Origin of the sequence: Paraburkholderia eburnea (genome assembly GCF_002917095.1) — a bacterium.
Taxonomy (GTDB): domain Bacteria; phylum Pseudomonadota; class Gammaproteobacteria; order Burkholderiales; family Burkholderiaceae; genus Paraburkholderia; species Paraburkholderia eburnea.
On sequence record NZ_PQGA01000004.1, the window covers coordinates 49,101 to 75,431 of the forward strand.

The following is a 26,331-nucleotide window of genomic DNA, read 5'->3' on the forward strand; positions in this document are numbered from 1 at the left end:
CCGCCCGTGTTCACCTACCGGGATTCAGAGCATGAACTGCAGCAGCAGCGCGAGGATGTTCAGCTGGTTGATCAGCGTTGGGTCATAGCCGATGTCGACGCGATTCGGATTGCCAGCGTTCTGCTGCACGATGAGGCCATCGGCGAACGACTCCGAGTCCTGCACGAGGCCCTGATATTCAAGCTGTCCGTAATTTGCGATCAGGTCCGCACGGATATCGTCGGGTGTGATGATCGGTGCGCCGGGCGCAAAGAGCGTTCCATTCGCCGCTAGCGCCATGCGCGCGTATTTGGACGTCACCATCGTCTGCAGCGCGCGGATCACGGCCATGATCAAAAACATGGTGTTGATCTGCAGATAGCTGTTGTCCGGTTGCCCCTGCGCATTCGTCTGGTACGTCGTGATCGTGCCGTCGAGATGCACAACGCCCGCGGTGTCCACCGTGAACGTCGAGATGCCGTCGAAGAGCAGCGAGTTACGCTCGCTCAGGATGAAGCGCGACGCGATCGGCGGCGCGAGGATGCCAGTGAGCGCAACCGTCTGCATCGGCACACCGGGATTCGCCCTGATGCTCACGGCGGCCGCCGCACAATATGCCGCCGCCCATTCCCACGACGTGGTTGGCGAATCGTAGAAACCCATCACCGACGAGTTCGGATCGTTCAACGTGGGGCCAAACGTCGTCAGTGCGCCATAGGTACCGCGATATGCATAAAACACGTGGCCGTAGATCATTTCCTGCCAGCTCCACCGACCGGTGGTGAAGTTCAGGAAATTCGTGATCGCCGTCATCGATACCGAGTCGGTGTACGCGCAAGCGATGAAGTCGAATGGCATGTCAGCCAGGTTCGCCAGCGCCGCGGTCAGTACCGCGTTCGTCGCACCGCTGGCCATCGCAGTGATCGTGTACGTGAGACCGGCCGGCGTCGATTCCCCCGCGCGCACGCCGCCATAGTTCATGCGGATGTCGATGTCGTTCGCGGCGAGGCACTTGTTCTTCGACGTGAGTGTGACGGTGCTCGTGGCGGCTGTCGCGGTCACAGGCAGCGTATTCACCGCATTGATCGCGGCTGCAAGTGCCGTCGCGATGTTGGCCACCGTCATCGACGCCGTGACCGTCAATGTGACGCGCTGGCCGCCGATGTATAGATAGATCACACCGGTTGCCGTCGGTGCCGCGGTAATCGCGATCGAGCCCGTTGCCGCAACAGCGCTTGGATCGTCGGCCAGTGGCAAATACCACAGTTCACCGAACGAGTCGTTATTTCGGTATGCCTGCGTCATGATCGCGAGGATCGAACCGGCGCCGCATTTCGCAATCGCATCGGCTGGCCCCTGCGAGATCAGCGGCTGACCCGGCGTCGCCGTGCCTGCGCCCGCGCCAGTGCTGATCATCGGGCCGATGAGCAGCGCGCGCTGGTTTTGCGTGGCCGTGTTCGCGTTCTGGTTATTCACCTCGGCGAAAAAGAACGGCACGCGCAGATTACTGGGGATCTGCTGGAAGGGAATCGTGCTCACGCTTCACCTCCATCACGTGCCGGCGCCGCTACTGCGTGCGCTTCGTTCTGCGTTTCAGTGGTCACCGCTTTCTCCGGCGCCGTCGTCGTGACGTCTTCGTCGCGGATGCGACGCGCCCAGAAGATGTCGTGCTCCGACACTTCGAGGCCGTCCTCCGCGAGGACGTGCTTCGTCACCGGATCGCGCACTGCGCGGCCCGGTACGGGGTAGACCTTCATGGGAGTTACTCCGGTTGCGGCAGGTCGATGACCAGCCCTGGTTGAGGCGTGCCCTGCGGCACCGTCCACGTCAGATCGACTTCCTTGAGTGGCGCTGTTATCGAAGGCAATGCGGCCGGGCGATCACCGAGCGGGTCAACGTCGACGGGGAATTCGAGCCCGAAATTGATCCGCACTTCGCCAGCGTGGTATTGGCTTTTGGCGCTGATTTCCTGATCGGAATCGACCCAGGACACGCGCTGGATTGACTGCAGAAGGGGCTGGCAGGTCGTGATTGCCAGGAAGATCTGATCCTCAAGCTCATCGAGCAGCATCTGCACGTTCGGGCCAGCTTCCGCGCCGCCAGTGGCCTTGACGCGGGCGGTGACTGCGAGGACCGCTGTTGCGATGAACTGGGGGATCTGGCTTCCCTTAGCGCGCGATTCCTTTTTCTCGCGATAGCACTGAACGAGAATTGCGGGATAGTCGGGGTCGACCGTTGGCCAGTCGGCAGATGGGAAAACGCTCTGCCCCGCCAGCGTCGCGGATCCCTGAAGTGCAGCGACCGCGTAGCCGCGAAGTGTGGCTCGATATGGCATGGGGCTATCCAAGATTCAGGTTCAGATAAGCCCACCCGAGGCCGTCCTCGTCGACGTTGCCAACCGCATAGGCCATCCCGTTGATCGTCGCTGAATCACCCTGCGCCGGTGGCACAGCCAGTTGCGAAACCTGCAATCCGAGAGTCGCAACCGTGATGTTTTCGTTCGGCGTTCCGTCTTCGCCAAACTGCGCATCGGTGATCAGTGTGAAAACACCGAGGATAGGCACCGGAGTGCTCGACGACTTGGGCAGATACGAGACCGGAACCTGGTCGCCAAGCGTCGAGCTAATAGCCGCGTTGAGCGTGCCGTCGAAGTCAATCACGATCAGGCCGTGCCCTTTTGCAGCACTTCCGGACGCGTGCAGATGTGAAGCGGGTAGGAATACGCTTCCATCTTCCACCAGCTGTTGCGGTCGCGATCGAAAATCGGGATCACATACGTCGGCTTGCCCGGCGTATTCACCCATTCGAACGATTCGCCCGGCGCATACGCGCAGCGGAAGATACCTGGCGCGCCAACGGGGAAGAAGTGCACTTCATCGTCGGGAATCTTGATCGTGGAGTTGTCATCCGAACCGCGATAGTTCATCCACGTGATGCCAGCGAATGGGAACGCGTCGAATGCGCCGCCCTGCTTGTCGTCGCGCAGGTCAGCGGCGGCCGACCAGTTGAAGAACGTACGGAGTACGTCCTGGTGATTCACGAACGAGTCGTAGAAACTGTCGCCACACAGCGCATAAATTCGCGTGTTGGGCGTGAAGGAACCCTGCGCTTTACGCGCCATCGTCCGGCGGATCTTGTTGACGATCGGGCGGATCGAGTACTCGGTATTCGCGGCGAGACTGAATTCGACAGGCGTCGGCGGCGCGATGCCAAACTCGTCGAACCAGTCGTACAGGATGTCCCCGTCGGCGTCGATCAGCTTGCCTTGCACGGCCGCCAATCGATGGAATTCCCACGTGTATTCGATATTGCGCAGAATGCCGGTCGGACCATTCATGCGGCGCGCGACTTCGACCTGCACCTGCATGAGTTCGGACTCGGTACCGAACTGACGGATGTTCTGGATCTCGTTCGCGTAGATCGTGTCATCGTGCAGCAGACGCGGCACATCGAAGTAGCGCGCTTGACGCTTTTCAAGCGTACGCTGAGTTCCTTCCGCACCTCGCGGCGACGTCGGGATGATGACGAGTTTTCCCTGACGTTGCTCGACAGCAAGTGCCGTCGTGCGGATCGGATCCGGCTCGAAGAGATCAAGGTCGCCGAGCCCCGTCGGCTGGAAAGGATACTTGTCGACCGCCGCGGTAAGCTGGATGGTCGTAAAGGGATCCTGATGGAATACGTCCAAGCTGGCCATTATTTGGCTCCAGAAAAAATAATGGCCGCTTGCGCGGCCATAAGGACTTGATGTGGGAGATGGGACTGCTGACGATCAGCGAGTGATGATTCCGAGCGCCGTGAGTTGTGCCGTCGCTGCTGCGATCTGCGCGGCAGTTGCGCCGCTCGGCCACAGAAGCTCGGATCCGTTGACCTCGCACTCACGAGTCACGACCGTACCCGGGACATCGTTCAACGTCGCGTCCGTGAAGCCAAATGCAATGCCCACAGCAGTCTGCGATCCATCGCTCGCCGTCGGGTTGAGTGGCACATAAGCACCGGCGATCGCCTCGACCTCGACCGAAAACTCATCGCCCGCGACAAACGGCGTCGATCCGATCGTGATCGAAAGTGCAATTTGATTGCTAAATGCCGGCGGCGAACTCGCGGCGGCAGTTGCGTTACCGATCAGGTTCCCATAGGGGTCCGTCACAGCGAAGTTCGTCGCCGAAGTCGCGGTCAACGTATAAACGCCGAGCTGTGCACCGGCGACGATGGGCGGCGATGCCAGAGCGATCGTTCCGTTGCCGGTGTTGTTGTTTTCTTGCGCCGGGTTGCCCGGCCACGCCGCCGCGACGCCGCCGGTCTGCAGGCCAAGCACCGTACCCGGATAGACCTTGGTGGCGCCACCGATGGTGCCGATATCGCGAGCGCGGTGGCCACGCGCTTCGGACACGAGGAAGCCGCCGGCGTGCCACTGCTCGACCAGCGGCGTCTGAGTAAGAACGGGGGGATTGGTCATGATTCAATCCTTGAGAGAAGAGAAGACAATTCCTGCGCGAATGTGTTGCGCGCCGCTTTAGCGGCCGCGACGGGGCTTCGATCCGGCCTTCTGGAACGCAGCGTCCCAGCTGGCTTCGATGGCTTGCGTCTGCGACATACGCGGCGCGTCACCGGAACCGAGGCTCGGATTGCGGCGATCCTGGCTGCCGCCAGCCGAACCACGGGTCTTGTTCAGGACCGCGATCGCTTCGCTGCGCGTCATCGTCGACTCGAACGCGAGGTTGGCGGCCAGCTCCGTATTGCGACCCGCGCCCTTGCACGCAAAGATCGCGGCGCAACGCGCACGTTCACGGCGACGCGCGCGAGCAGCTGCGCTCTTGCCCCGCATCTCCTCTTCATCGTCGTCATCGTCCTCGGCACGCTCGTCCTCATCGTCGTCTTCAGCGCGCTTGCCACGCTTGCCTTTGCCACTGTCATCGTCATCGTCGCGATCGTCTTCGGCGCGTTTGCTGCGCTTTCCGCTATCGCGATCATCTTCATCGTCGTCGTCCGAATCGCCGCCTTCGGCACGCTTGCCCTTCTTGCTGTCGCCGTCATCGCGATCCTGCTGCTGATCGTCTTCGTCTTCGGCGCTCTTGCCGCGTTTGCCTTTGCCGCTGTCATCGTCATCACGATCATCTTCAGCACGGGCGTTACGGCCGAGATGGGCGAAGCTCAACCCACCTCGCGCTGCAAGGTTTCGAAACAGATTGCTCATTGGATTTACCCTAACGGTGGGATGAATCAGCCCAGCTCTTCGAGCAGGGAAGCGAAGGCTTCATCCGGCGCCATGACAGCGTCAGCAAAGCCGATTTCGACGCCCGCGGCGCCGAGAAAGGTGCCGGCCTCGGTGTCGCGCACCGCTGCCGTTTTGAGACCGCGATTGCGTGCAACGGTCTTCACGAATATTTCGCCCATGGCGTCCACGTCTGCCTGGAAGCGCGCAAGCGTGGATTTCGAGAGCGGGCTGAACTCGTTCCCGTCCGCCTTGAGTGCGCCGTAGTGGATGAGCGTGACGTCGATGCCCGCGCGCGTGAGCGCCTGCGACATGTCGACGTGCATGCAGATCACGCCGACGCTGCCCGTCCCGCCAGTGCGTGGCACGATGATCCGGTCAGCTGCGCTGGCGATCGCATAGGCGGCGGAATACGCGCTCTCGGTGAGAACGGCCCAGATGGGCTTTTGCCCACGTGCGAAATAAATTGCGTCGACGAGGTCAAAGCACCCTGCCACCTCGCCGCCGGGTGAGTCGATGTCCAGCATGATCGCGCGCACATCCGGATCGCCGAGCGCTATGTCAATCAGCGCGCGGATGCCGTCGTATCCTGTCATGCCGGAATATGGGTGGAGCGTGCCGAGCTTGTGCACAAGAGTCCCTTCAATCGGGATTCGCGCAACGCCCTCGGCAATGTCATAGGGCTTGTACTGCGCCGGACCGTCGTCTTCCGATTCGAGAAACGCGCGTGCGCCGCCGTCAGCGAGAGCCAGCGCCGTACCGTCCGCACGAAATAGCTGTGTGATGCCGAATCGGTCAGCCAGCGCGGCCATCACGATCTCTGCCTTCTGCGGCAGGATCGCAATGGGGACGTTGAATAGCCGCGTCGCGAGATGAGGAAAATTGATCATGCTGCCTTCGGCTCTTCGGGAGGTTCGTCGGTGCGTGTCGCCATCTCACTGCCGCCCCACTCGGGGAGCGGGATGCCGCGCCGCTTGAATTCTTCGATCTCGATTTGCCGCTGGTCGAGCAGCTCTTCCCAGTCGGATCCCTGCTCGGCCGCCTCCTGCTTGAGCGTCGTCAGAGCCGCGTCCATCTTCAGGATCGATCCCTGCGGTTCCTTGACCGGGTCGACCCAGCCGCGGGCGGGCCCGAGCCACGAGCATCCTGCGTAGGCCGTAGCGACCTCGATGAAGTCAGGCGCGCCTTTGGGCAGCGGAAGCTCATCGTTCTCCATGCATTCGCGCAACCACGTCGCGTACATCGGAGTGGCGGTTCCGGCCGAGAACTCAAGGCGTCGTCGCACGAGCGTTTTCCAGCTTTCGAGCAGCCCGGAGCGCGCGCTCGAATAGGTCGTGCGCGTCCAGTCCTGCGTGACCTGCTCCTGGGTGACGCCGAGCGCCGACGCGACGCAGCCCTGCATCTCGTGAACGAACTCGGTGAAACCATTGTGCGGATGGTCTGAGGCGACCGACTTGATGTCCTCGCCGGGCGCCAGCGCAGCCACTCGCACGCCGTTGAACATCGCCGGTCGCTCGTCGTTCCATTCCTTGCGAAGACTCTGGTAGAACTTGAGCTCGTGGTCGCCGCCGATAGCGTCCTGCACTTCGGCAGGGTCATAGGGGCTCGTGATGTACGTGCCAATCGACGCGGCAAGCGCTGCGGCCTGAAGCTCGATGCCGTAGTAGCGCGCGAGCATCTTCGCGTGCGCGAGCACGGGCGTGAAAACACCGATGCCGCGATTCTGACCGGCGCGATCGCGCTCGAAGTCATGGATGACGCGCCGCCAGCCATCACCGTCCTCTGCGATGACGCGCTCCCACTCCATGCTTTCGACGGCGTTGTACCAGTCGTTCTGGTGAGCCTTACGGATGTGATACGCCAGCGGCACGCCGTTGTCGTCGATCTCGACGCCACCGCGCAAGTGCTTGGTGTCGACCATCTGCATGGGGTTCGAGAGCCGATCCGGATCCACCACAAGATAAGCCGTCGCATACTGCGCGGCACCTCGCCCTATACGCTCTGGCATCCAGTGATTGACGATCAGGTCCTCGCCATCGATCAGCTTGTGGCGCAGCGCGAGACGCAGTTGCTGAGAGACCGTCAGTTGCCGCGAAACGTCGTTGTAGTGGTTCAGGTCGTTCGAATACAGACGCCATCGCGCTTCGACGGCGCTCGCGAACTCCTTTGCCCACTGGATATCGAAGTTCGCTCCGCTGATCAGGCGCAGGGCACGATAGTCCGGCATTGCCGAAAGGCGCAGCGATGCCCCAACCGTGTTGTCGAGGATCCGGGTGATGGCACCGCTTGAGCGCCCGTCGTTTCGAACCTGATCGCGCGAGCGCGCGACCATGCGATCGCGGAACTGGGTGATCTCGGCATCAGGCGAGCGGATCCAGGGCAACCAGTTACCCATCTCCTGCGTCTGCCAGTCCGCCGCCTGGTACGGGAAGTACCAGCGCCCGACACCGCTCGTCAGCGGCATCCCGTTGGGATACTCGCCGCGCGCGCGTTGGATCGGATTGCCCTGGGCATCGACGATCGAAAGTTCGTTGCCCATATCAGTAAAGCGGCCTGATCGGTCGACGGCGCTGGATGCGCACGCCAGGGTTGAGTGCCTGCTGCAGCTCGGCGATGAGCATGCGCAGGTTCGCCATGTCGGTCTGCTGGAACGACGCACTTCGCGATCCGCCGCCTTGCGCGTACGCCACGGTGACCACTTTCTTACCCGTGCGCAGCTCGATATACGCCTGCTGCGCCGACGCGATCGCGGCCGACAGCTGTGCGTCGCTCATGCCGTAATACGGCGAGCTGATATCGGAAGTGGCCATGGATTTAGCGGAAACGGTGAACTGCAGATTTCGGGTTTTTGGGCGAAACGCCGTCAGGGATTGCGGTCGCACCGCTTGGCGCCGGCGAGGTCTTCGTCGGCGCGCCAGCGATCAGGGACGTGTTCTTATCCCAAGGTGCAGCCCAAGCCGGCGGCTTCATCCAATCGATCTGCGACAGACCATGCAGGTGGGCGACGACGTGAGCGAGCACCATCAGGTCGAGCGCTTCATTCCGGCGCCCGCGGACGGCCTTTTCCCAGCGTCCGTTCTTCAACCGGATCTCAGACGTCAGTTGTTCGAACCAAAGGTGAGGTTCTTCGGGAGACCTGAGCACATATGGGAAATGCACATACCAGTCGCCGAGATCGGCCTTTTGCAGCTGGCCAGCGAGGTCATCCTTGAAGCTGTTGGGGTTGAACTGCGCGACTGGCACCGTGCCGCCTGCGGCCGCGCGGTTTGACTTACGCGCCGTGTCGGGATACGTCACCTGGAGGCGCGGCGCCATCAGCGTATTTGCGCCCTTCGTCGGCAAGACAGTCCACGCGTCTCGCCCCGCTATCCGGCCGTAAAGGCGGACGACACCGTCCAGCTTGCGCCAGCGGCGCCACGCGGCGTAAGCCTGCTGCGTGACGCCCGCCTCACCGCCGCTATCGAAACCGAATGCGCGGATCGGCATACGCCGGCCGCTGCCGTCCGCGAGCGGATAGGTGTGCTGTATCACCGGAAGCAGCAAGTCCCAATCTTCTGGCGATGTCGCCGGGTCGCCATTGACGCGCCCTTTGTCGATGACCCAGCTCTCACCACCGACGCCCCAGCCGCGCACCAGCCATTCGAACCGGCCGCCATTGGCGTCACAGGATCCGGTGAGGAAGCGCACGCCTTCGGGGACTACCGCGATCTTCAGGTCGGGCTCGCATCGGTCCGCCAGCACGTTCGCGTCGAGCGAGCCAATACCGCGCTTCGGCGCGTACGGAAAGCCCCACTGTTTGACGACGACCTGGCGAAGCGATTTGTCGTCGCCGTCGATCTCGCTTTCGCGCTCTGCCTTGACCCGGGCACGGGCGAGGCCTCCAATGCCGCCGAGAATGAAAGGCGACATCGTGCCGACGATCCAAAACCCTGCGCTCTTGCGCGCGACGAGATCGCCGCTCACTACGCCATCCTGCGAAAGCTCCTGTCCATCGCCGATCCAGCCGCCGAAGGACGAGCGGTACGCAGCCAGATTCATCGCGCGGCGGTGCCGGTCTTCGATCAAGCAACCATTGACCGGGCAAACGAGCCGCGCCTTCTCTTCGATCTCGTCGAGCGTTCCTTCTTCTGGGTACGTCATCGCCATGTGCCGCGCGGCGATTGGCACCGGGCTCGACCACGCGCCGCAATGCGGGCACGGCCAGTACCACACGCGCCGGTCGCTGTCGCCATACAGCGCCATGATCCCGGCCGTCCAGTCGCGCTCGGGAATTAACCCGCGGGCGCGATCTGGGTGGCTCAGCGCAAGCAGCATCGACTGGCGGCCAAACGTCTGCCGACGCACGTCGAGAAGCGCCTTCACGTCGCCTAGCGACTCGGGATACGCGTCAACCTCATCGGCGACAATCCGCGGCGCCGACTTGTTGATGAGGTTGTTGTCGTTCGCCGAGAGGAACTCGACGCGCATGCCGGCGAAGCGCTTGAAATGCAGCGAGTCGTCGACGGGCCGCGTGCCGAGCTGCATCGCCATTTCGGCGTGGCCGTCGATCTGCGTATTGATCCGGCTCTTGACGAAGGCTTCGAGACCCGGGTCCGTCTGCATGTACCAGAGCATGTCGCCCGGGTCGTTCGCGACGGATTTGAGAAGCCAGTTCTGAGCGATCTCCGTTTTGCCAGACTGCCCGGGCCCGACAACGACGGTTGTCAGATAGTCGAGCCGCGTCAGCGTTTCCATCGGCGCGACGAGATATGGCGCTTTCTCGTGGTGCCAACGTCCAACGAAGCCGCCGCCCTGGTTCGTCAGGCGGCGATTGAGCGACGCGTATTGCGCGACCGTCTCGCGGGCCGGAGGCACCAGCGCGCCGAGCGCCTCGCGCACGATCTGGTACGCGTCGGCGTAGGCGTTCTCAAGCATCGGGGCCCAGCAACACTTTCAGTTCATCGACCATCGTCGTTCGCAGATCGTCGGTCAGCTCGCGGATCGCGTCTGCGTTCTCTTCGGGCAGGCTGAGCTTTTCGACGATCTGGTCGGCCAGCCGATCCATGCCCTTCCCGAGGTGCACGAGCATCTTCGTGATGACCTGCCGCATCACCTCGGCCTGAACCAGGTCGCCGCGATCGCGCCGCAACTTGTCCTCAAGGATCTCGGCCTGAACCATGTCGCGCCGCTGGCGCGCAGTCTGTTCGCCGGTATGCACGAGCGGCTCGACGCCTGCCGGCGGCACGACCGAGTACTTCGCGCCCGGGTACTTCGCGCCCGGGTACGGATTGTCGTCCGGTGCCGGCACGCTCGCGGCCTTTGGCGCACGCGGCGCGGATCGCGCTGGCGCACCGCCGCCGAGATAAGCCTTGACCGCGGCGAGATCGAATTCCCATCCGCCGGCGCGCGTGCCGCGCTTCGCGATCGGAAACGATTCGTCACTCTCCAGACGGCGATCGAGCTTCGGGCGCGTCCAGCCCAGCGCATCAGCGAGCGCCGCCTTTCCGATCACGCCATCAGTGCCGGCCGGTGTAACGGCCTCACGTGTAATGTTTTTCGCCTTCCCCGCCGGTTTGACGTCACGCTGCGTTACACCCGCATCGCTTGGCGCGGCGCGCCTTTGAGCCGCATTTGATGCCGCCATAGCGTGTAACGTGTAACGAGTTTTTTTTGGTCAAAGGAACGGGAAAAACGGGCGCGCGCAATGCCCGCGTTTTGGGACCTCCCTGGAAGGACCCTGTAAGGTACGGGCCTTCGAGCCGCCGGTCGCCCTCCACCGCGCCACCTTCAGCCAGCCGCTGCCTTCGCGCACGCAAGCGCCTTAGTCGTTGCGGAGGCACTGGATCTGAATGCGAAATGCAGTCATCGAGATTGGCCTGTCAGAGCTATCGGGCGCTGGCGATCGCTTTGCCGAGCGCACGGCCGAACTCTCGACGGAACCCCATGTTGACAATCTGGTAGGCGCGCAGCTCGAAATTCAGATGTTGGCGGACTGGCAGCGCATCGCCGAAGCGGATGAGCAGTTTGAGCGCGCCCAGATCCTTGTCGTATAGGCTTCCTTGTCCAGCGCGCTTACGGCGCACGCCGCCGGACCGGGAAATTTCGAGACGCTGCCAGACACCGTTGATCGGGCCATGACTCGTCTGGACCTTGCCGATGAAAATGTCCTTGCGCCCGCGCAGCTTCGCCATGATGCCGCGCCCCAATTGTCCGTACTGGTTCAGGTCGATGTCCTTGGGATTGAACAGCGCCGGCCCCGGCAACTTGTGAACGCCGCCGTCTTCATACGGAATGAGATAGCCAGCCGCGCGATCCATCACGAAAACGGTCGCCTCAAGGTTCGTTTTGCGTGCTGCCGTCATGCGAACGGAGCGCAACGTGAATGGTGACGGATTGCGAAAAGTCGTCCGCATATTATCGACTTCGGCGCGCTGCACCTGCCGCGCCAGCGCATTCAGCGCGGTCGCCGTGGCGAAAGGGATCTGCTGGCGGACAAACGTGTCGAGGCTGCGCTCGATGCGGTCGACATTCGACTTGACCGAGATCTGGACTACGCCGGCCATGCCGCTGATCTCACGCCTGCGTCCGGCTCGCTCGCAAAGAACGGCACCGCAGGAAGTTGGAGCGAGTCGCGGCCGAGCGGAAATGCTTGCACCGCAATTTCCACCGGATCTTCATCGAATACGGCGACGCAGATGCCGACAGTCGGCTTCGCGAAAAACGGCACGCGCACCATGACGCTCGCCCCAATGCGCGGAGTCGCGCCCTTGGACTTCGGTTTGTTCATCGTTTCACCAAGGGTGAGAACCACGCAAAAATGAACCGCCCAAAAAGGTGCGGGCCGAACGCGTCGGCCCGCATGATAGGATTTTGGCGCGACCCATAAACCCTATCTGGAGGAAATTTTGTCGAAGAAGCCCGGAAATACCAGTGGGCCGACGCACGCGTATGATCATCGATCGCCGCGGCCGGCCCCTATTCCCCAAGGACCGTCGGACGCCCGCACTCACGTGTCACCGCGTCCGGCTCCGCCGCCCCCGCCGCCGCCTAAAAAGTGAGGAATCGAGATGACGACGCGATCGGAAACCGAATTTCAAATCGGCTATTCAATCCGACTTGAGAAAATGCAAGCGATGTTGCTCGCGAGGGCGGATCGCATCGTCAACTTTCTGCAGATCGTGCTGAGCGCCGCGGTCATCGCTAATACGGCACCGGTTCTAACTGGCGTTGTACTCGCGATCTTATCCACATACTCATTTGTGTGGCAACCCGGTGGAAAGAGCATGCTCGCGCTCGCGCAAAAGCAAAAGTACGAGAATTTACAGTCGCAGGCTGCGTCGCTGGACGATGGTGAACTCCACAAGCGCTATTGCGATCTTGCCGAAAGCGACTCCCAAGCCATTGGATCACTGACGCGGCCAGCCCACATGGGCGAAATGATTCGCCTTGGAATTCCGCCTGACTTTCAATTAACACGCCTTGAGCGTGTCTTCGCGTTTCTCGCTGGGGATCTACCGCGACACGAATAATTGCAACAAAAAAGCCCGCACGGTGACAACCATGCGGGCTTTGTAGACACTTATTCACAGTGTCAGATTGGCAGCTATATTGGGAGAAAAAATCCCAATCGTCAAGAAAATTATTCGGGCGCGCCCACAAATTTAGTGCTGGACAGCAGATCGTCGATCTTTTTCCGGGCGCCTGACTCAACGCCGTCTATCGCTGGCTGCGCTTCACGTGCGCCTTTCGCCGGCTGCGCTTTCTGGCCAGACAGCCAGACGCGGATGATCTTTCGGTGTGCGGTGATGGTGTTCTTGCTGACCGATGACTTTTCTGCGAGCAGCTCGAGCTTCACTTTCACGCCGAAAACCTCTTCCACCAGCCTGCGACGTACGAGGTAGTGCGAAAGATGGCCAGAGAGCGGCGTCAGCGCCGCCTGCGTCAAGTCGCTGATGGCTTTCTGCCATTCTGGATTCGGTGTGTATCCCGAGCAGCACGGATGCGTGCAGTTGCAGATGAATGAACGGGGCGCGAACCGCGCGGTGATGGCCGCTCTCTCGACGATCGTCAGCTGCTCGAATTCGACATAGACTTCGCTGCAGCGCCGCTCTTCCTCCAGAAAGATCAGCCCCCGGTCCCCGGCCTCCTCTATCTGAGCGATCTCTGTCTTTTTGTACTTCGTCCGCGCCCAATCCCAGAGACCCTTCAAGTAATCGACGCTATCGGAGCCGTCAATGAATCGACGGATCATACCGGCCTGCCCGGCGCCATCGTTCCCAGAAAGCCCTTTGCCTGTGCGCGCGGCCGGCGCTGCCAGGCGGTCGACAAGCGGACGGTCCCCGCGCTGCATCGAATAGTTGAACGCGAACACGAGAGCGTCTTGTGGCGTGCGGAACAGTTTTTCTGTGGTTTCGCTCATCGGCTTGCCTTTCCAGGTTGCAGGTTTTTCAGTGCTTCGATGCGCGCGCTCTGCGCGTGGAGCGTTTCGCTCAACAGCCAGAGCGCGGACGCGGAAATCATCACGGTCTCTTCGGGGTGCCCGGCGCGCACAGCGCGCGCAGCCTCTCGGAGCGCACTTTCGAGATCAGTCTGCGACGCGCGAATGGGGCGCTGGCGGCTCAAACCGCACGCTCCAGTTCGCCGGAGTCGAAGAAGTCACGCAGCGACTTGCGGTTCTTGCTCAGGCGTGCGGTGCAGCGTAAATATTCGGCATCTACCCATGCGCCGCGCGGCGCTTCGATCCCGGCGCGACGATCGTCTGGTACATAGACCTCAACTTCGGCCAGATCCGGATCGAGCGAGCCGTCTGCCAGCTTCTTGCGACGAATGACACGCACGCGCGCGACATATTCGTCATAGCCTGCGACGTAGGTAATACGGTTGCGGTATTTGCCATAGATGGCCGGTATGAGCGTCGGCACGTCGGTGATCAGCACCATGGTCATCGGATTTCCCCGTAGAGTCGCTCGAGCGTCGCGTTGAGCAAGTCCATCTGCGTCATCTTCAGGATGCGCAGGTACGTCTGATCGCCATGCACGCCGTTGCTGCCCTGGTGGCAGTCGTCGTGGCACAGCGGGATCGTGCAAAAGTCGCCGGCGCGCTGAGCGGCGCCGTGCCCGACGCGCGCGTGATGCACGTCGGTTTTCGATTCCTGAGTGCGGCCGAGCAACGTGCAGCAGATGCACGCCATCTTCGCGACGCGCCCCATGTGCGCGCTTTCTCGCTTGTTCGGGCGATGCTTCACGCCGCCACCTGCTGCACGAGCGTCGCAAAAGGGTCAATGCGCCCCATGCGCACGCGCTTTCTCTGGCGCGCGCGACGGCATATTTCCGTGGGAGTGGCGGCAGCTGGCGGCTGGACATCAGGACCTGGGCCAAGCGACCAGAGCGGCGTCTTACGGCCGTTGCGCCAGCCGGACCGGAAGTACTTCCCGCGGCCGTTAGATAGCAGCGTCGTCACGCGCACGCGCGAGGCTTTGCAGCGCGCAACGATTTCGCTGACTGCCAGATTCGGCTCGGCCGCCAGCACGCGGTCCAGTTCTTCCGTCGCCCACGAATACGAATGACGTCGAGCGTGTGCGCCGCGGGGCCGAAAGCCAATCGAAAGTCCGTGCTCAAGCGTGGTCCGCCAGCTGCGGTGCGGCAGATTCTTTGCAATCAGGACTTTCATCGTGCCTTCTTCAAACCAGATCCGTGTCAGGATCTCGTATTCCTCAGGCGTCCACTTCGCACGCGCGATCGTGCGCACGCCGAGCTTCAGCTTCTTCATGCGTGACTGCACGGCCGGGACCGTGCGGCCTTCGAACTGGCGCGCGATCTCTTCGGTGCTCAGAGTCGATGCATGAAATTCGACGAGGCGCGCGTCCTCTTCCGGAGACCATCGACGATTCACGTCTTCACCTCGTCGAGCTGGTCGTCATGCAGCGGCAGGCCAGTGATCGGGCGCAAGCAATAGTCCGGGACGGCCAATACATCGTCATAGGTATTGCACTGGCGGAGGAAGTCCCAACAAAGCATCGGGCGCTGAAGGCGAACTACCCAGCAAAAGCCGAGCACCGGATGATCGACCGATTCTCCTGGCACATCGACCGGCAACCCAATCAGCTCAGGAAAGTCTGATTTGATGACGACGGCCATGCATGGCGGCTTGCAGTTCATGCGGTCACCTCATCGCATTGAACTTCATCCACCGGAATGCCACCGATCGGGCGTAGCTGCCCGTCGAGGAAGCAACATTCAACGTCGTATCCCGCCAGCACGCCTGGACGATCCCAATCCGAATATGGCCCGGGCGCCCCAACAAATCGAACGTCCCAATAGAGTCCGTCGTCATCCTCTTCAGGCGGTGAGAGCGCAAGCACTTCGACAACACGCCCGATGTTTTCGGGAAATTCGTCCCGAATCACGAACGCAAGATCACCAGGTTTGCAGTTCATGCTCCTCCCTTCTTCGCCGCACGCCGGCGGTCGTCGATTGAGCGATTGATCATCGTGCCGCCCAGCCCATCGTCAGCGCGGATGCCCTCATTGCAGTGCGGGCAGCACGGCACCATCGTCCGGCTGCGCCATGCTTTCTCGACGCGCTGCGCAGCGGTCAGATGGATGTCCCGCGCCCGGGCTTCGGCATGCTGGCGTTCGCGCTCGTTCAGCTTGCGCAGCGCGCGGCCGTAGTGATCGAGGAAAAGCGTGAGCGTCCAGTAGGCGTCGAGCTGCGCGCCGCAGTCGGCGCAGCGCACGATGCAGCCGACGTCGTCGAGGTCGATGTGCATGTGCTTGCAATCCGCCGCCGGCCGCGCCTCGTGCTTCAGCTGCCGCTGTATGCGCAGCTCGTCGATGTCGATGATGTTGCTCATCAGGACAGCTCGCGCTGAAGTGCTGCGTATGCCTTCGTGCCCATCACGAGGCGATTTCCCGGCAGCCTGTAGACCGCGCTCTCGGTACCGAAGAATTTCAGCATCCAGTCGTTGAGCTCGGCGACGAACTCGGGCGGCATGAGAGCCGCGAACTTTGGCGACGTCTGCATGCGCGGCACGTTGTCGAGCATCGGATTGACGGCGATGTCGAGGCCGCCGAGCATGCCGCGAAGTGGGTTGTCGATCATGATGCGTAGAAGTCCACAGGGAGAAGTTGGTCGCCGAAGAATTCGATGACGCTCTGGTAGCGGGCCGTGCCCTGCCAGCGCTTGAGCACGTGCTCGATCCACGGGCCGCGTCCGGAGGCCTGCGCCACGCGAATCAGGTAGTCCGGGGTCGTCTCGTTCGGGCCGTGCCGATCGACGCGCATGCGCCTGCCCTGTTCGCTGATGCCCGAGTCGCTTTCCCACCATGGCGCGGGCGTGCTGGCGGACGGCGCAGCATCGGCGCTAGCGCCCGCCAGCACCTCGTCGACGAACCGTGCGAGGAATTTCGCGTAGATCGGGCGCACGTCCTCGTCGCTCTCGCGGCGCGCCGCCGCGCGACGATGCGCTTCCGCCAGCTGCGCCTGCGTCAGCCCCTTTCCGACCCACGTCAGCACGAGGACACGATCAGCGCCGTCGATCACCACGTTCGGCAGCGCGGCGAGCCACACGAGCAGCAGCGCTTCAGCGCCGGGCGGCGCGATGTCGTTGGCGCCCCGCGACGGTTCTTCAGTTTTCTCGTCTTCAGGCAGCAGCGGCAGCGAGTTATCCACAGGCGGCTTCGCGCGCGTTGCTGCTGCTGTAGTCTCTGAAGTAATCTCTGCAGTAGTCTCTGCACCGTTAACGGAATGGGGATCACCCATGCCGCGAGGCGGGGAATCCCCATCCGGCGGCATAGGTTTTTCCACGCCCGCGACATCGTCTTTTCCCATTTCCCGAGATGGACTTTTCCCATTTGGGGAAGTGGACTTTTCCGATTTAGGCGGCCCTCTCTTCTTCGGCACGCGCGGGGGCGGCCCGCCGGACAAAAGACGCTCAAGCGCGTCCTCGTCGATGCGGAAATAAGTGCGATGTTCGATGCGTTTGGCCGTCTCGATGAGCACACCGGACGCACGTAATTTCGTGCGCGCCGCGCGTTGCTCCTCGTATGTCAGGCCTGTCTCGACCTCCAGCTCATCGACGGTCTTATGAACGCCGAGAGGACTGGTGGCCTTGTCCTGCCAGTAGAAGATCTGGCAAAACAACACGGAAGCGTTGACGCCGCCCAAATAGCGGCTAAGGAAGGGGTAATACGCGATCGGACGGCCGAGCTCGCGCAGAACGTCGGCGGCCCTCATGCAGCCCCCCCGTTGCGAGGGGCTGCGGACTCATTGGCTATCCGCCGTGAATAGTGCAGTACGGCTTCGTCTCGTTCAGTTGCTTCCATGCCTGCGCGTTGCGCTGCGTACCGCCCGGTGCGAGGCATTCGCAACGGCGCTTCGCCTTGGTTTGCGCGTAGCATTGGACTCCGCCGTCCAGCCTGATCCACTCCTCGTATTCCTCGGGCGAGAGACCGTTCAGCAACGCCGGGAGATTGATCTCTCCAACGACGTGCGCGGCGACATCCTCGGCCGATACAGTACGAGTCGCGTACCCGCCCGGCGCGCGGCCCTGGCAGACTAATACGATGCCAGCCCGCTCGGCCAGCTTCAGCGCTTCGACGATTTGCTCGCGTGTCAGCATCGGTTCCCCCTGGAGTGAAAACCATATTCTGACCGATGACGGCGTTTCGCCATGACTGCTGCTTCATGATGTGACGCCTTCGCGAATGTGACGCGCGATACGGCTCTGCGCGTCCATGCGCTGCTCCCAGTAGCGGTAGTAGAGGTTTTTGTGCCACGTGCCGAGCACAGCGGCAGGCAGCTTTTCGCGGCCGTTCACGTGCGGCGCGCGCGCCACGACGATCGTGTAGCCATCGAGCGACGTGCTGGTCGACTGGACGCGCGTGGGCTTGACGTGCCAGATGCCTGCGCGCTCAGGCACCCACTCAGGGATGCCGAGCTGCTCGGGCACGACGTAGATGAATCGCGTTATCCAGGCGGGCATGCCCACCCACTTCGGCTTCGCGAGATCCTTGCGCCAGTCAGCGAGCGAGATCTTCACCTCGAGCTCGGTGGCGTAGCCCGCACGCGTGACCACGACGAAATCAGCGCGATACTCGCCCATGCTCTTGCCGAGCGGATAGCGGATCGACGCCTCAGGAATCAGGGTGTTGGCGCGATGATCGACGTGGCGCCGGATGGCGCATTCGATCAGGCCTGCGTTGAATTGGCGCGCATGCGGCCCGGCAGGCGTTCCGACGCCAGCAGTTGCGTTCTCATGCTTCGCCATCGGCTTCTCGCGGCGCGCCGACATTGACGCGGTAGTGCACGATTCGCCCGTTGCGCAGCTCTTCGATCAGCCCGAGCGCGCCCAGTGCACGTATCTGGTCCCGCACGCTGCTGTCGGAAATTCCGCACATCACCGCGATGCGCGCAATCGTCGGGCTGCACTCGCGCGTGCTCTGCACACTCAGGTGGGCCAGACACAGCAGCACAAGCTTCTGAGGCCCGCGCAGTTCGATATCCCAGGTGAGATTCGACAGGTGAAAAGACATGCGTTGGGACCCTTGGCAATGAGATAACGACAGACGTGTGAAACGGATCCGGTCTCAGCGCGCGCCAGCGCCGCACGCGCCCATGTTCATGCGCGCGCAATGGCAGTTGCTGCCGATAACGTTGCCTTCCGCGAGATAGTCCATGTAGCTCACGGTCGTCACCACGAGCCCGATTGCGCGAAATAGCGTGTCGAGATGCTCCAGCGTGATGCCAGCCGTGTTCGACAGGATCTTCGAGGGCATCGACGCGTCCCACCCCGTCGCTTCGAGGATGGCCTGCTTTTTCTTCGGGTCTGCGATAGCATCCCGCAGTTGTTTTTCGACGATCGGCATGCGCATCGGCGCAATCGCGATCGTCTGTGCTGCTGCATTCATGAGGGTTACTCCCTATTCAATTATTCAGGAATGCGATTGAACGCCTTCCTATTTACAGTCGGTGCATGTCACTCACGAATATGCGAGATCCCATGCCCTACCGTTCTGCCTCCCTGCGACTGCGTCTCCTGCAACGACGCTCGGCTTGCGATGTCCCGCGCGCCGGCGCATGCAGATCTAGGAATCCTTTCAGCGCTGCGCGCACCGAAGGCATCACGCTGACGTTGAGCTGCGTCCGCCAGCAAGGCGTTGCAGCTTTTCAATCAGGTGCTCGCGCGGCTCTTCTCGCCTTCAGTGGCAAGCAGAAACGCGAAGCGGGCAAACAGCCAGGCAGTCAGCGACAGGACGGCCAGCGACGTGCAGCCGATCGCGACCTGCGCAATCACGCGTGCGAAGAACAGCGCGCGCATCAAGTAGCGGGCCGCACGCGGCGTGGGCGCGCCTTTCGGAATCGGGCGACTGACCCAGTGGGCGAACACGTAAATCAATGTGGTACCGAACAGCGCGGCGACAGCGCACCACCAGTAGAGGGTCAGGAGCCGGCCGCCAGCATCGACGCCGCGCACGAGCCACAGCCAGCCAAGAGCAATCTCGGCGATGGGACTGAACAACCCGTAGAACCAGCGCATTCCATTGCTCCCCGACTGTTGAAAATGGTGGGGATTCATACTCCGTTTAGAATCAGTGGCTCCTACACGCACCGCTTCTTCACGAAGGCGAATCCCCATGGACGAAAAAGAAATAGAACAACGGCTGGCCGAGATACAACGGGTGATAACCGAAGCAATCCAGCAAGCCAACGCAAACAGCTCGCGCACAAACAATCGATTCGATTTCGTCGAGGGGCAGCTGTTCGGAACACAGGCCGCATTGTCGGCGCTCATACGGTCGGCTCCGCACCCCGCAAGCGCCGCAACACGCGCATCGCAAGAGATAGAACGACTTTCGGCATCAGCGCTGCACAGCAAAAACTCAGACGAGTTTTTGCGTGGGATCGACGCGGCGAAGCAGCGGCTTCGGCTATTGCCCAGCACGGAAGGCTGATCTCGGACAGTCGAAACCCGTCAATTTCCCTGTTGCGCTGCGCGACGATCTCGGCCCAGTCAGGCGCTTCATCGCATGGCGAGCGCACGCTCACCACCCTTTCGTTGGGGTACATCGAAGGAATGCTTGTCAATCCAGCGTCCATACGGATGCGATCGACCATTCGTTCGCGGAATCCATCAATCTCTTCGTGGCCACCCATCCAAGGAACCCACTCGGCCATCGCCGGCGAAATTTTCTTTAGCGGCCACGCGATCGATCTCCGCTGCTTTGTAAGCGAGCCATTTGGTTTTCGGTGCAGGCGCCCAAACCATCGAGTGGGTCGCATGTCACCGGGATGCAGGTCGCGCGGGGAGCACCGAACTACGCGCACGAACTTCGATTCGAATCGGCGCATGTCAGGCGCCCTCCTTTTTCGGCGCGAATGGGTGGGGATTCACCCCCCGTTTAGAATCAGTGGTTCCCACACCACCTGCTTCCAGACGAAGGGTATCCCCGTTGACAATGACCATGACACCGGTCGTCTCGCGCATATTTGCGGAGATTGGGTACGACCCGGCAACACGCCAAATGAAGGTACGATTTCGCGACGGCAGAGTGCACATCCATCGCCGCGTGCCGGCATTCGTGTACGAGCGCTTCATCGAGTCGCCTCGGAAGTACGCGTACTATCAGTCGAAGGTGGAGAGGCACTATCCGGCCGGATATCACGAAGCGGAAGATCACTTAGAGGATTGACACCGAGCCGGCCGAGCGCGCTATCAACCAGCGCACGCACGCGCGAGTTATCGATCTCAAAACGCTCCTCGTGCGGATCGTTCGGCCATTCGATGGCCGTCAAGCGATGCAGTGAACTCAGTGCCGCGCCGGCATGGATCAGGGCGTCGATCACGTACTGCACGTCTGCGTCGCGGATCACGCGTGCAATGCCGCCGCCATCTTCCGGCAAACATGGCAAGCGCGCCCCACTGACAAACAGCCGCGACTTCTTGATCGGGGAGCGGCTAGCCGCAACGGACGCCGCAGCAGTCGCCGCAGCGGCGATCATCTCCGGCGTCGCGTCGTGCCCGGCTTCCACACGGATTTCAGTCACTGGTTCGACAAACAGCGGCTGTTCATCGAGATACCTGCGAACGTACACGGAAATATTCGGCATCTCAGACGCCCTCCTCGTGCTGCACATCGATCACCGCTTCGGAGATCTCAAGCTCGGGCCAGATTTCTCGCCAGTCGCTGCGCAGATCAGATCTACGAACAGCTCGTCCAGATGCTCTTTCTATCCGAGCGCAGAGCTCCGGCCGCAGCACTTGCTTCGTACTGATCGCCTTTCGGAGGTAACCGACGGTCGTTCCACATGCTTCAGCGAAAGCGGTGCGGTCTGCGATACGGAGACTGTTGATGAAGCTAAGAAGCTTTTCCATGGGCGAATTTTACCCATGGGTAAAAACAAGTCAATACCCACAGGACATTTACCTAGAAGTAAATTGTTTGTGAAATGCCGAAATGGATAAATACGACCGACGACGCGAGCGACTGGTATGGATTCGCGATGAAATGTGTGGGGGGTCGGCGGCCGAACTCGCGCGGCGGATCGAGCGCGAAGCGAGCTACGTGACGCGCATGCTGTACCCACCCGGAAAGAATGGACGGAAGCGTATTGGCGAGGAGCTCGTCGAAATTATCGAGACCGTCTTCGGGAAGCCGCGCGGATGGTTGGACAGCCCAAGTGACCCGGACGCCACGGCGCACGCGTCACAATCCACCACTTCAGTGTTAGATCCAATCGAATCAGAAATTCTGACCCTTATGAAAGAGATGTCTACCGATGAAAAGAATCAGCTTTTGGGTGCCGCAAAGATGCTGCTCAGCAGTCGATCGCTGAAGGACAAGCGCGGCGGCAAAAGTAATCGTGCTGCATGAGTGGCGAAACAGCCATCCTGCAGGAACTCTCCGCCCTTATCGCGACGAGGACTAAATTGAAGACCGAATTTGTATTTAACATTCAAGGTTCATCTGAGGCGCCATACGAGGTAACGTTCCGGAAACAGGCCGTTGGATTCACAGCTTCATGTACGTGCACAGCAGGTATCAATGGACAATTTTGCAAACATCGCATTGGCGTGCTAAACGGCACGTTGGAGGATGCGTCCCCGGAACAAATATCGGCAATGACCGAAATTTCCTCTTGGATACCCGGGTCCGCGTACGAAGCAGCGTCTATTGCGCTTACGGAGGCCGAAGCCGCTATGGATGCAGCGAAAAGGCGCGTGACTGAGGCAAAAAAGATGGTAAGCATCGCGCTCCGAACAGGAGATCTAGGCACCCGTTGATTCCGATCGATACCGGCCTTTCGCCGGTTTTTTTTGATCGAAAATTTACCCACGGGTATTGACTGAAAATTTACCCATAGGTAATATCCGCTCCACCAGATCGCAACACGCACCCGGAGCGAAGCATGTCAGACCGCCAGCCAGTTTTTTACGCACTCCGCGCACGCACCGCTGGGGTGCTACGCGTAGCAGCGCGCCGTTTGTCGGCTGCCATCTATTCGGCAGCCGACACCGTCGAAGGTCCTGAGGCAGTCCAGCGCCGCTACCTCACTGCTCGGAAAGCAGCCTTAAAAGCCTTGTTAGAGAAGCTTTCCGTGCGTCCTGAGTCGGACTCGGCGGCTGCATTTGCACCATCTGCTGAAACCCCGGCTCGCGAGCAGCCGGCTCCTGCTGAACAAGCTCATCAAGTTTCTCTCGAAGCGCTTCGCGAGCGCCCTTCGCCGCGTCCGGTGAGTGCTTCAGCGCAGCCCGGAGCGCAATTTCAAGCGCCTCGACGCGAAGTTTGAGTTCAACCATTTCGTCCATGGGTGATTCCTTCTGGAAGTGATGATGGAAGCCGTTTGTGAGTCGGCACTCTCATTATCGCGTGAAGGAATCGCCCGCCTTAAAGCGGAGCGAATGATGTCCCAGCAAAAGCAAGCCAACCCCACCGCCAGCGCACACACCCGTGCCGGCGCGCGCGGCGCCCGCGCTATCCGCTGGACCCTTCGCGCCGCCCGCAATGTTTTCGCCGTTCTCGGCGTGGTTTTCGTCTACCTGCTCGTGCTCGGCTATCAGCAGTACACCGATCGCCTCGCGGCCGGTGACACGTCGTGCGCTCTCACGCGCTGCCTGTGAGGCTCGTTATGTCCCAGCTCAAACACACGCCAGGCCCGTGGAAGTGGGAGGGCTATAACCTCTTCCCCGTTGAACCGAATCCTGCCTATGAGCCTGAGCGCTATACGGTGCACACGATCATCGCCGCCGAGTACATCGGCTGGGGATTTCTCTTCTCCGACCATAAGCAGACGTGTGCGGAGAGCGACGCCAATCAATTGCTTATCGCTGCATGCCCGGACCTGCTGGATGCAGCGATCGCCGCCGAAGCAACCCTCACACGCGGTCGCTGGATAGAAGGCTCAACCGATCCAGAAGCAATCGCGCTTTTCAAGCTGCGCGCGGCGATCGCAAAAGCGACTGGGACCTGACATGCGCCCGACGCCTACCCGTCTCCCCGACGAGCTACTCGTGCAAGCGTGCCGCACGCTCGGCGTCGAAGGTGCACCGGACGAAGCACTGCTCAATCCAGCCGTGCGCGCCGCCGTCCAGGCCGCTGTGCGCGCCCAGATCGTCGGCCGCCCGCAGCGCCATGTCGGCCACGCCATCACGCCGCGCCGCGCTTCCATAACCCAGACGTGCTTCGCGTTCGACGATTCGTTCGTCGACCTGAAGCGTCGTGCTGCCAACGATGGCGACGAGGAGTGATGATGAACACGATCGGCTATCTCACGACCGCGTCGCTCATGCTCGGCTGCGCCGCATACGCGGCGATCGCCTCGGCCAAGCGCTTTGAACGGCATTTTCCCGCCCCCGCGAATGATGTCCCGGGCACTTTCGGAGGCGCGGCCGCGGCGCGCCTTCCGCATGGGGTTTCCATGCTCTCGACGGCGCTCCGCCAAGGCCTTCCTGAACTTCCGCAGCGCATGCAGTCGCTGCCTATCGATTCGCGCGGCTTCCCCTTGCCGTATTTCGTGCAGTGGATCGACGGCAAGCCGGACTTCCGCGTGATCGACAATCTCAAGCTCGCGGCGTGCATCTACTACAAGCGCTGCTGGATCTGCGGCGATGAGCTCGGCCAGTACAAGGCCTTCGTCATTGGTCCTCTGGCGGCCGTCAACCGCACATCTAGTGAGCCACCGTCGCACACGGATTGCGCGAAGTTCGCCGCACAGGCCTGCCCGTTCCTCACGCGCCCTAATGCCGCGCGGCGTAGCGCCGGGATGCCGGCGAACACGCAGGAAGCGCCGGGGATCATGAGCAAGCACAACCCGGGTGTGACGCTCGTATGGGTCACGCGCAGTTTCCAGACCATGCATACCAAGTCCGGTGTGCTGTTCAGCATGGGCGACGCTGAGCAGACGTTCTGGTATGCCGGCGGCCGGCTCGCGAGCCGCGATCAGGTACGGACTTCTCTCGAATCCAGTCTTCCCGATCTCTACGATCTGGCGCATGCCGAAGGCGAAGCCGCGGTGCTTGAGCTCGATACGATGGTGGCGCGCGCGACGCGCTATTTCCCAGCGCATGCCGCCAGCGCAATGATGGGGCCGCCAGCATGAGCGACGTCGCCCATCCGAATATGTGGCCGGTCGCCGGAGAGTCCGTCGTGATGAATCCAGTCGACGAGAAGAAGGCCGCGAGCGCGCCCGATACCAATCCCGAAACGGCTGCACCATCAAGCCCCTGGGCGAATCCGATCGGACGCCTCCAAGGCAAGGATGAGTCCGCGTCGAAGGCGCGCCGCCAGACGCGCACCGAGCAGGTTATCGAGTTCCTACGCTCGAACGGTCCGACCGGTGGCGCCCGCATCTGCGCCGCACTCGGCCTCGCCGTCGGTGCCGGCCTGACGCCCTACATCAGCACGGCAATCGGCGAAGGAAGGATTTTGCGTCAGGGTCGAATCTATTGCCTCCCCGAACACGCAGAGGCCAACGCTGCACTGGCACAGCAGGCTCCCGCTCAGATGCCAGAAGAACGCGCAGTGCCAACGGCTGAGCCAATCGACCAGCCCGGCGTGCCCCAGCCTGGTCGCCAGCCCGACTTCTCACTCTCCAGCGGCGAAGTGCTTTTGATCGGCTGGCCGGACGGCGGAGTGACCGTCCAGCGCGGCGGCGTGTTTATCGAACTCACCGCGCACGAGACGAAGCTCTTTCGCGTCTTCGTCGAGCTGCGCAGCTAACCAGGCTCTCAGGTGCGCGACCAATTCCCCGGCGTCGCGTGCTTTTCGGTGGGCGGCTCGTAAAGCGCCCCATTTTTTGAGGATCAGATATGGACGGTCAGAAATTCGAGCAATGGGCTCTCGTCGAATTGTTCGGACACCAACGTATTGCTGGACGTGTTTCGGACTTGACCGTCGGCGGCCAGTCGTTCGTACGCGTCGATGTGCCGGCCTGCGAAGCGACCGATGACGAACCTGCGCTGCAGCCTTTCACGAAGGCCTTCGGTCCGGGCGCGATCTACGGCATCACGTTCCTCGATGAAGGCGCGGCGCGCATGTTCGTCCGCCAGCTGCGCGTGCAGCCGATCGGGACGTGGGAGCTTCGCCGCGCGCTTCAGGACTTACCTGCAGGACGCCGCGCCCAGGCGCAACTCGATATGGCTGACGACGACGCGCCGATGTAATCGCCGCCGGCTACCCGCTAACCCTGCTTCGGCTTTTGAGACCTCAGCCATGAAAACCATCTTCATCTTCAGAGATTCGCGTGCGACCGATCCGCGCCCCTGTATCGCAGCGCTCGGTGAGGACGCTGGCATTTTCGCACGCGTCGAATTCGCCGGCGGCACGCAAGACCATGTCCAGTATGCGTTCGGATGCACGCACACTCTGCCCTTCGACATCCGTGCGTGCGTGTCCGAGCCGCTCAATTCCACGCGTACCGGCCTCTTCGCTGCCTACGACCGCGCGTATGGCGCCGGCAACTGGATCCCGCTCTGGCTGGACGCGCCCGAAACGAATGCCGCGTGGCGAAAGGCAATGCAGCAATTCCGTAGTCGTCAATCCCAGTCCTGTATCGGCAACGTTCCCTTCAGCGACGCTGGCCTCGCGCGGATCCTCGATGCGATCGCGAACGCTCCCGACATCGCTGCAAACCGCGTGGTGCATTGAACGCGCGTGAATGAGCTGGA

General features: G+C 61.7%; 44 protein-coding genes. 12 read left to right on the plus strand and 32 right to left on the minus strand.

Annotated elements, in window-relative coordinates; all coding sequences use genetic code 11:
• Positions 1–24: 24 nt before the first annotated feature.
• The 14 genes from B0G62_RS10715 to B0G62_RS10785 form a co-directional block, all read right to left on the minus strand.
• The gene (locus tag B0G62_RS10715; protein ID WP_208624218.1) at positions 25–1,518 is read right to left on the minus strand and encodes a phage tail sheath subtilisin-like domain-containing protein; all 1,494 of its coding nucleotides are present in this window, start codon (positions 1,516–1,518) and stop codon (positions 25–27) included.
• Positions 1,515–1,736, minus strand: a complete 222-nt coding sequence (locus B0G62_RS10720; protein WP_103704169.1) for a DUF2635 domain-containing protein — start codon at positions 1,734–1,736, stop codon at positions 1,515–1,517. Before B0G62_RS10720 ends, B0G62_RS10715 begins: the two co-directional genes overlap by 4 nt.
• Before the next feature lie 5 nt (positions 1,737–1,741).
• Positions 1,742–2,314, minus strand: coding sequence for a hypothetical protein (locus B0G62_RS10725; protein WP_103704170.1), 573 nt, complete (start codon positions 2,312–2,314; stop codon positions 1,742–1,744).
• Positions 2,315–2,318: 4 nt separating this feature from the next.
• Entirely contained in the window at positions 2,319–2,639 is a 321-nt protein-coding gene (locus B0G62_RS10730) for a head-tail joining protein (protein ID WP_103704171.1), read from the minus strand.
• 2 nt (positions 2,640–2,641) lie between these two features.
• A complete protein-coding gene (locus B0G62_RS10735) occupies positions 2,642–3,673 on the minus strand; it encodes a major capsid protein (protein WP_103704172.1) in 1,032 nt (343 codons plus the stop codon).
• A gap of 75 nt (positions 3,674–3,748) precedes the next feature.
• The gene (locus B0G62_RS10740; protein ID WP_103704173.1) at positions 3,749–4,435 is read right to left on the minus strand and encodes a head decoration protein; all 687 of its coding nucleotides are present in this window, start codon (positions 4,433–4,435) and stop codon (positions 3,749–3,751) included.
• A 57-nt stretch (positions 4,436–4,492) separates the two neighbouring features.
• A complete protein-coding gene (locus B0G62_RS31610; RefSeq protein ID WP_167401218.1) occupies positions 4,493–5,173 on the minus strand; it encodes a hypothetical protein in 681 nt (226 codons plus the stop codon).
• A gap of 26 nt (positions 5,174–5,199) precedes the next feature.
• Positions 5,200–6,003 (minus strand): S49 family peptidase, encoded by an 804-nt coding sequence (locus B0G62_RS10755; protein ID WP_244193180.1) that lies wholly within the window; start codon positions 6,001–6,003, stop codon positions 5,200–5,202.
• A gap of 74 nt (positions 6,004–6,077) precedes the next feature.
• Positions 6,078–7,655, minus strand: a complete 1,578-nt coding sequence (locus tag B0G62_RS10760; RefSeq protein ID WP_244193181.1) for a phage portal protein — start codon at positions 7,653–7,655, stop codon at positions 6,078–6,080.
• Between the two features lie 76 nt (positions 7,656–7,731).
• The gene (gene gpW, locus B0G62_RS10765) at positions 7,732–8,001 is read right to left on the minus strand and encodes a gpW family head-tail joining protein (protein ID WP_208624219.1); all 270 of its coding nucleotides are present in this window, start codon (positions 7,999–8,001) and stop codon (positions 7,732–7,734) included.
• 4 nt (positions 8,002–8,005) lie between these two features.
• Positions 8,006–10,105, minus strand: a complete 2,100-nt coding sequence (locus B0G62_RS10770; protein ID WP_103704178.1) for a phage terminase large subunit family protein — start codon at positions 10,103–10,105, stop codon at positions 8,006–8,008.
• Positions 10,098–10,682 carry a hypothetical protein gene (locus tag B0G62_RS10775; RefSeq protein ID WP_103704179.1) on the minus strand — a complete coding sequence of 195 codons (585 nt, stop codon included), beginning with the start codon at positions 10,680–10,682 and terminating at the stop codon, positions 10,098–10,100. Before B0G62_RS10775 ends, B0G62_RS10770 begins: the two co-directional genes overlap by 8 nt.
• 373 nt (positions 10,683–11,055) lie before the next feature.
• Positions 11,056–11,733: a hypothetical protein gene (locus B0G62_RS10780; protein WP_103704180.1), complete on the minus strand. Its 678-nt coding sequence runs from the start codon at positions 11,731–11,733 to the stop codon at positions 11,056–11,058.
• Positions 11,721–11,957: a hypothetical protein gene (locus B0G62_RS10785; RefSeq protein ID WP_103704181.1), complete on the minus strand. Its 237-nt coding sequence runs from the start codon at positions 11,955–11,957 to the stop codon at positions 11,721–11,723. Before B0G62_RS10785 ends, B0G62_RS10780 begins: the two co-directional genes overlap by 13 nt.
• Before the next feature lie 280 nt (positions 11,958–12,237).
• Between B0G62_RS10785 and B0G62_RS10790 the strand changes: the two genes are divergently transcribed.
• Entirely contained in the window at positions 12,238–12,699 is a 462-nt protein-coding gene (locus tag B0G62_RS10790) for a hypothetical protein (protein ID WP_103704182.1), read from the plus strand.
• Between the two features lie 110 nt (positions 12,700–12,809).
• Here B0G62_RS10790 and B0G62_RS10795 read toward each other — a convergent pair whose 3' ends face one another.
• The 15 genes from B0G62_RS10795 to B0G62_RS31615 all read right to left on the minus strand — a co-directional run bounded on the left by B0G62_RS10795 (position 12,810) and on the right by B0G62_RS31615 (position 19,704).
• Positions 12,810–13,589: a hypothetical protein gene (locus tag B0G62_RS10795; protein WP_103704183.1), complete on the minus strand. Its 780-nt coding sequence runs from the start codon at positions 13,587–13,589 to the stop codon at positions 12,810–12,812.
• Positions 13,586–13,792 carry a hypothetical protein gene (locus B0G62_RS10800; protein WP_103704184.1) on the minus strand — a complete coding sequence of 69 codons (207 nt, stop codon included), beginning with the start codon at positions 13,790–13,792 and terminating at the stop codon, positions 13,586–13,588. The genes B0G62_RS10795 and B0G62_RS10800 overlap by 4 nt, the downstream gene beginning before the upstream one ends.
• Positions 13,789–14,115: a hypothetical protein gene (locus B0G62_RS10805; RefSeq protein ID WP_146055241.1), complete on the minus strand. Its 327-nt coding sequence runs from the start codon at positions 14,113–14,115 to the stop codon at positions 13,789–13,791. The genes B0G62_RS10800 and B0G62_RS10805 overlap by 4 nt, the downstream gene beginning before the upstream one ends.
• Positions 14,112–14,414: a hypothetical protein gene (locus B0G62_RS10810; protein WP_146055242.1), complete on the minus strand. Its 303-nt coding sequence runs from the start codon at positions 14,412–14,414 to the stop codon at positions 14,112–14,114. Before B0G62_RS10810 ends, B0G62_RS10805 begins: the two co-directional genes overlap by 4 nt.
• Positions 14,411–14,938: a hypothetical protein gene (locus tag B0G62_RS10815; protein ID WP_146055243.1), complete on the minus strand. Its 528-nt coding sequence runs from the start codon at positions 14,936–14,938 to the stop codon at positions 14,411–14,413. The genes B0G62_RS10810 and B0G62_RS10815 overlap by 4 nt, the downstream gene beginning before the upstream one ends.
• A gap of 119 nt (positions 14,939–15,057) precedes the next feature.
• Complete coding sequence (locus tag B0G62_RS10820; RefSeq protein ID WP_103704188.1) at positions 15,058–15,306, minus strand: hypothetical protein; 249 nt, start codon at positions 15,304–15,306, stop codon at positions 15,058–15,060.
• 17 nt (positions 15,307–15,323) lie between these two features.
• A complete protein-coding gene (locus tag B0G62_RS31175; RefSeq protein WP_146055244.1) occupies positions 15,324–15,605 on the minus strand; it encodes a hypothetical protein in 282 nt (93 codons plus the stop codon).
• Positions 15,602–16,021 (minus strand): hypothetical protein, encoded by a 420-nt coding sequence (locus B0G62_RS10825; RefSeq protein WP_103704189.1) that lies wholly within the window; start codon positions 16,019–16,021, stop codon positions 15,602–15,604. Before B0G62_RS10825 ends, B0G62_RS31175 begins: the two co-directional genes overlap by 4 nt.
• Positions 16,021–16,269 carry a hypothetical protein gene (locus tag B0G62_RS10830; RefSeq protein ID WP_103704190.1) on the minus strand — a complete coding sequence of 83 codons (249 nt, stop codon included), beginning with the start codon at positions 16,267–16,269 and terminating at the stop codon, positions 16,021–16,023. The genes B0G62_RS10825 and B0G62_RS10830 overlap by 1 nt, the downstream gene beginning before the upstream one ends.
• Positions 16,266–17,402: a hypothetical protein gene (locus B0G62_RS31180; protein WP_146055245.1), complete on the minus strand. Its 1,137-nt coding sequence runs from the start codon at positions 17,400–17,402 to the stop codon at positions 16,266–16,268. The genes B0G62_RS10830 and B0G62_RS31180 overlap by 4 nt, the downstream gene beginning before the upstream one ends.
• A 37-nt stretch (positions 17,403–17,439) precedes the next feature.
• A complete protein-coding gene (locus B0G62_RS10840) occupies positions 17,440–17,787 on the minus strand; it encodes a hypothetical protein (RefSeq protein WP_103704192.1) in 348 nt (115 codons plus the stop codon).
• Positions 17,788–17,850: 63 nt separating this feature from the next.
• Positions 17,851–18,435 carry an MmcB family DNA repair protein gene (locus B0G62_RS10845; RefSeq protein WP_146055246.1) on the minus strand — a complete coding sequence of 195 codons (585 nt, stop codon included), beginning with the start codon at positions 18,433–18,435 and terminating at the stop codon, positions 17,851–17,853.
• Complete coding sequence (locus B0G62_RS10850; protein ID WP_103704194.1) at positions 18,422–18,700, minus strand: helix-turn-helix domain-containing protein; 279 nt, start codon at positions 18,698–18,700, stop codon at positions 18,422–18,424. Before B0G62_RS10850 ends, B0G62_RS10845 begins: the two co-directional genes overlap by 14 nt.
• 54 nt (positions 18,701–18,754) lie before the next feature.
• Positions 18,755–19,075 carry a DNA-binding protein gene (locus tag B0G62_RS10855; protein WP_103704195.1) on the minus strand — a complete coding sequence of 107 codons (321 nt, stop codon included), beginning with the start codon at positions 19,073–19,075 and terminating at the stop codon, positions 18,755–18,757.
• 263 nt (positions 19,076–19,338) lie between these two features.
• Positions 19,339–19,704 carry a hypothetical protein gene (locus tag B0G62_RS31615; protein WP_103704196.1) on the minus strand — a complete coding sequence of 122 codons (366 nt, stop codon included), beginning with the start codon at positions 19,702–19,704 and terminating at the stop codon, positions 19,339–19,341.
• A gap of 97 nt (positions 19,705–19,801) precedes the next feature.
• Between B0G62_RS31615 and B0G62_RS31620 the strand changes: the two genes are divergently transcribed.
• Both B0G62_RS31620 and B0G62_RS32670 read left to right on the plus strand, forming a co-directional pair.
• Entirely contained in the window at positions 19,802–20,119 is a 318-nt protein-coding gene (locus tag B0G62_RS31620; protein WP_103704197.1) for a hypothetical protein, read from the plus strand.
• A 510-nt stretch (positions 20,120–20,629) separates the two neighbouring features.
• Positions 20,630–20,857, plus strand: a complete 228-nt coding sequence (locus tag B0G62_RS32670) for a KTSC domain-containing protein (protein WP_167401223.1) — start codon at positions 20,630–20,632, stop codon at positions 20,855–20,857.
• On the opposite strand, the gene B0G62_RS31625 is transcribed toward B0G62_RS32670, so the two are convergent.
• Positions 20,760–21,275, minus strand: a complete 516-nt coding sequence (locus tag B0G62_RS31625) for a hypothetical protein (RefSeq protein WP_167401219.1) — start codon at positions 21,273–21,275, stop codon at positions 20,760–20,762. The two genes, B0G62_RS32670 and B0G62_RS31625, sit on opposite strands and share 98 nt — an antisense overlap.
• A 1-nt stretch (position 21,276) precedes the next feature.
• Positions 21,277–21,540, minus strand: coding sequence for a transcriptional regulator (locus tag B0G62_RS10875; protein WP_103704199.1), 264 nt, complete (start codon positions 21,538–21,540; stop codon positions 21,277–21,279).
• A gap of 82 nt (positions 21,541–21,622) precedes the next feature.
• Here B0G62_RS10875 and B0G62_RS31900 point away from each other — a divergent pair, with 82 nt between their 5' ends.
• Complete coding sequence (locus B0G62_RS31900) at positions 21,623–22,039, plus strand: hypothetical protein (RefSeq protein WP_181315570.1); 417 nt, start codon at positions 21,623–21,625, stop codon at positions 22,037–22,039.
• On the plus strand, positions 22,036–22,449 hold the full coding sequence (locus tag B0G62_RS32675; protein WP_146055249.1) for an SWIM zinc finger family protein: 414 nt from the start codon (positions 22,036–22,038) through the stop codon (positions 22,447–22,449). Before B0G62_RS31900 ends, B0G62_RS32675 begins: the two co-directional genes overlap by 4 nt.
• Before the next feature lie 267 nt (positions 22,450–22,716).
• Here B0G62_RS32675 and B0G62_RS10885 read toward each other — a convergent pair whose 3' ends face one another.
• Positions 22,717–22,974, minus strand: coding sequence for a hypothetical protein (locus tag B0G62_RS10885; protein ID WP_103704200.1), 258 nt, complete (start codon positions 22,972–22,974; stop codon positions 22,717–22,719).
• Positions 22,975–23,070: 96 nt separating this feature from the next.
• Between B0G62_RS10885 and B0G62_RS10890 the strand changes: the two genes are divergently transcribed.
• The 7 genes from B0G62_RS10890 (at position 23,071) to B0G62_RS10920 (ending at position 26,311) form a co-directional block, all read left to right on the plus strand.
• Positions 23,071–23,286 (plus strand): hypothetical protein, encoded by a 216-nt coding sequence (locus tag B0G62_RS10890; RefSeq protein WP_103704420.1) that lies wholly within the window; start codon positions 23,071–23,073, stop codon positions 23,284–23,286.
• Positions 23,287–23,294: 8 nt separating this feature from the next.
• On the plus strand, positions 23,295–23,636 hold the full coding sequence (locus B0G62_RS10895) for a hypothetical protein (RefSeq protein ID WP_146055250.1): 342 nt from the start codon (positions 23,295–23,297) through the stop codon (positions 23,634–23,636).
• A gap of 1 nt (position 23,637) precedes the next feature.
• Complete coding sequence (locus tag B0G62_RS10900; RefSeq protein WP_103704202.1) at positions 23,638–23,913, plus strand: hypothetical protein; 276 nt, start codon at positions 23,638–23,640, stop codon at positions 23,911–23,913.
• On the plus strand, positions 23,913–24,764 hold the full coding sequence (locus B0G62_RS10905; RefSeq protein WP_244193182.1) for a hypothetical protein: 852 nt from the start codon (positions 23,913–23,915) through the stop codon (positions 24,762–24,764). The genes B0G62_RS10900 and B0G62_RS10905 overlap by 1 nt, the downstream gene beginning before the upstream one ends.
• Complete coding sequence (locus B0G62_RS10910; protein WP_103704203.1) at positions 24,761–25,384, plus strand: hypothetical protein; 624 nt, start codon at positions 24,761–24,763, stop codon at positions 25,382–25,384. The genes B0G62_RS10905 and B0G62_RS10910 overlap by 4 nt, the downstream gene beginning before the upstream one ends.
• An 89-nt stretch (positions 25,385–25,473) precedes the next feature.
• Positions 25,474–25,827, plus strand: coding sequence for a hypothetical protein (locus B0G62_RS10915; RefSeq protein ID WP_103704204.1), 354 nt, complete (start codon positions 25,474–25,476; stop codon positions 25,825–25,827).
• 49 nt (positions 25,828–25,876) lie between these two features.
• Complete coding sequence (locus tag B0G62_RS10920; protein WP_103704205.1) at positions 25,877–26,311, plus strand: hypothetical protein; 435 nt, start codon at positions 25,877–25,879, stop codon at positions 26,309–26,311.
• Positions 26,312–26,331: the final 20 nt, after the last annotated feature.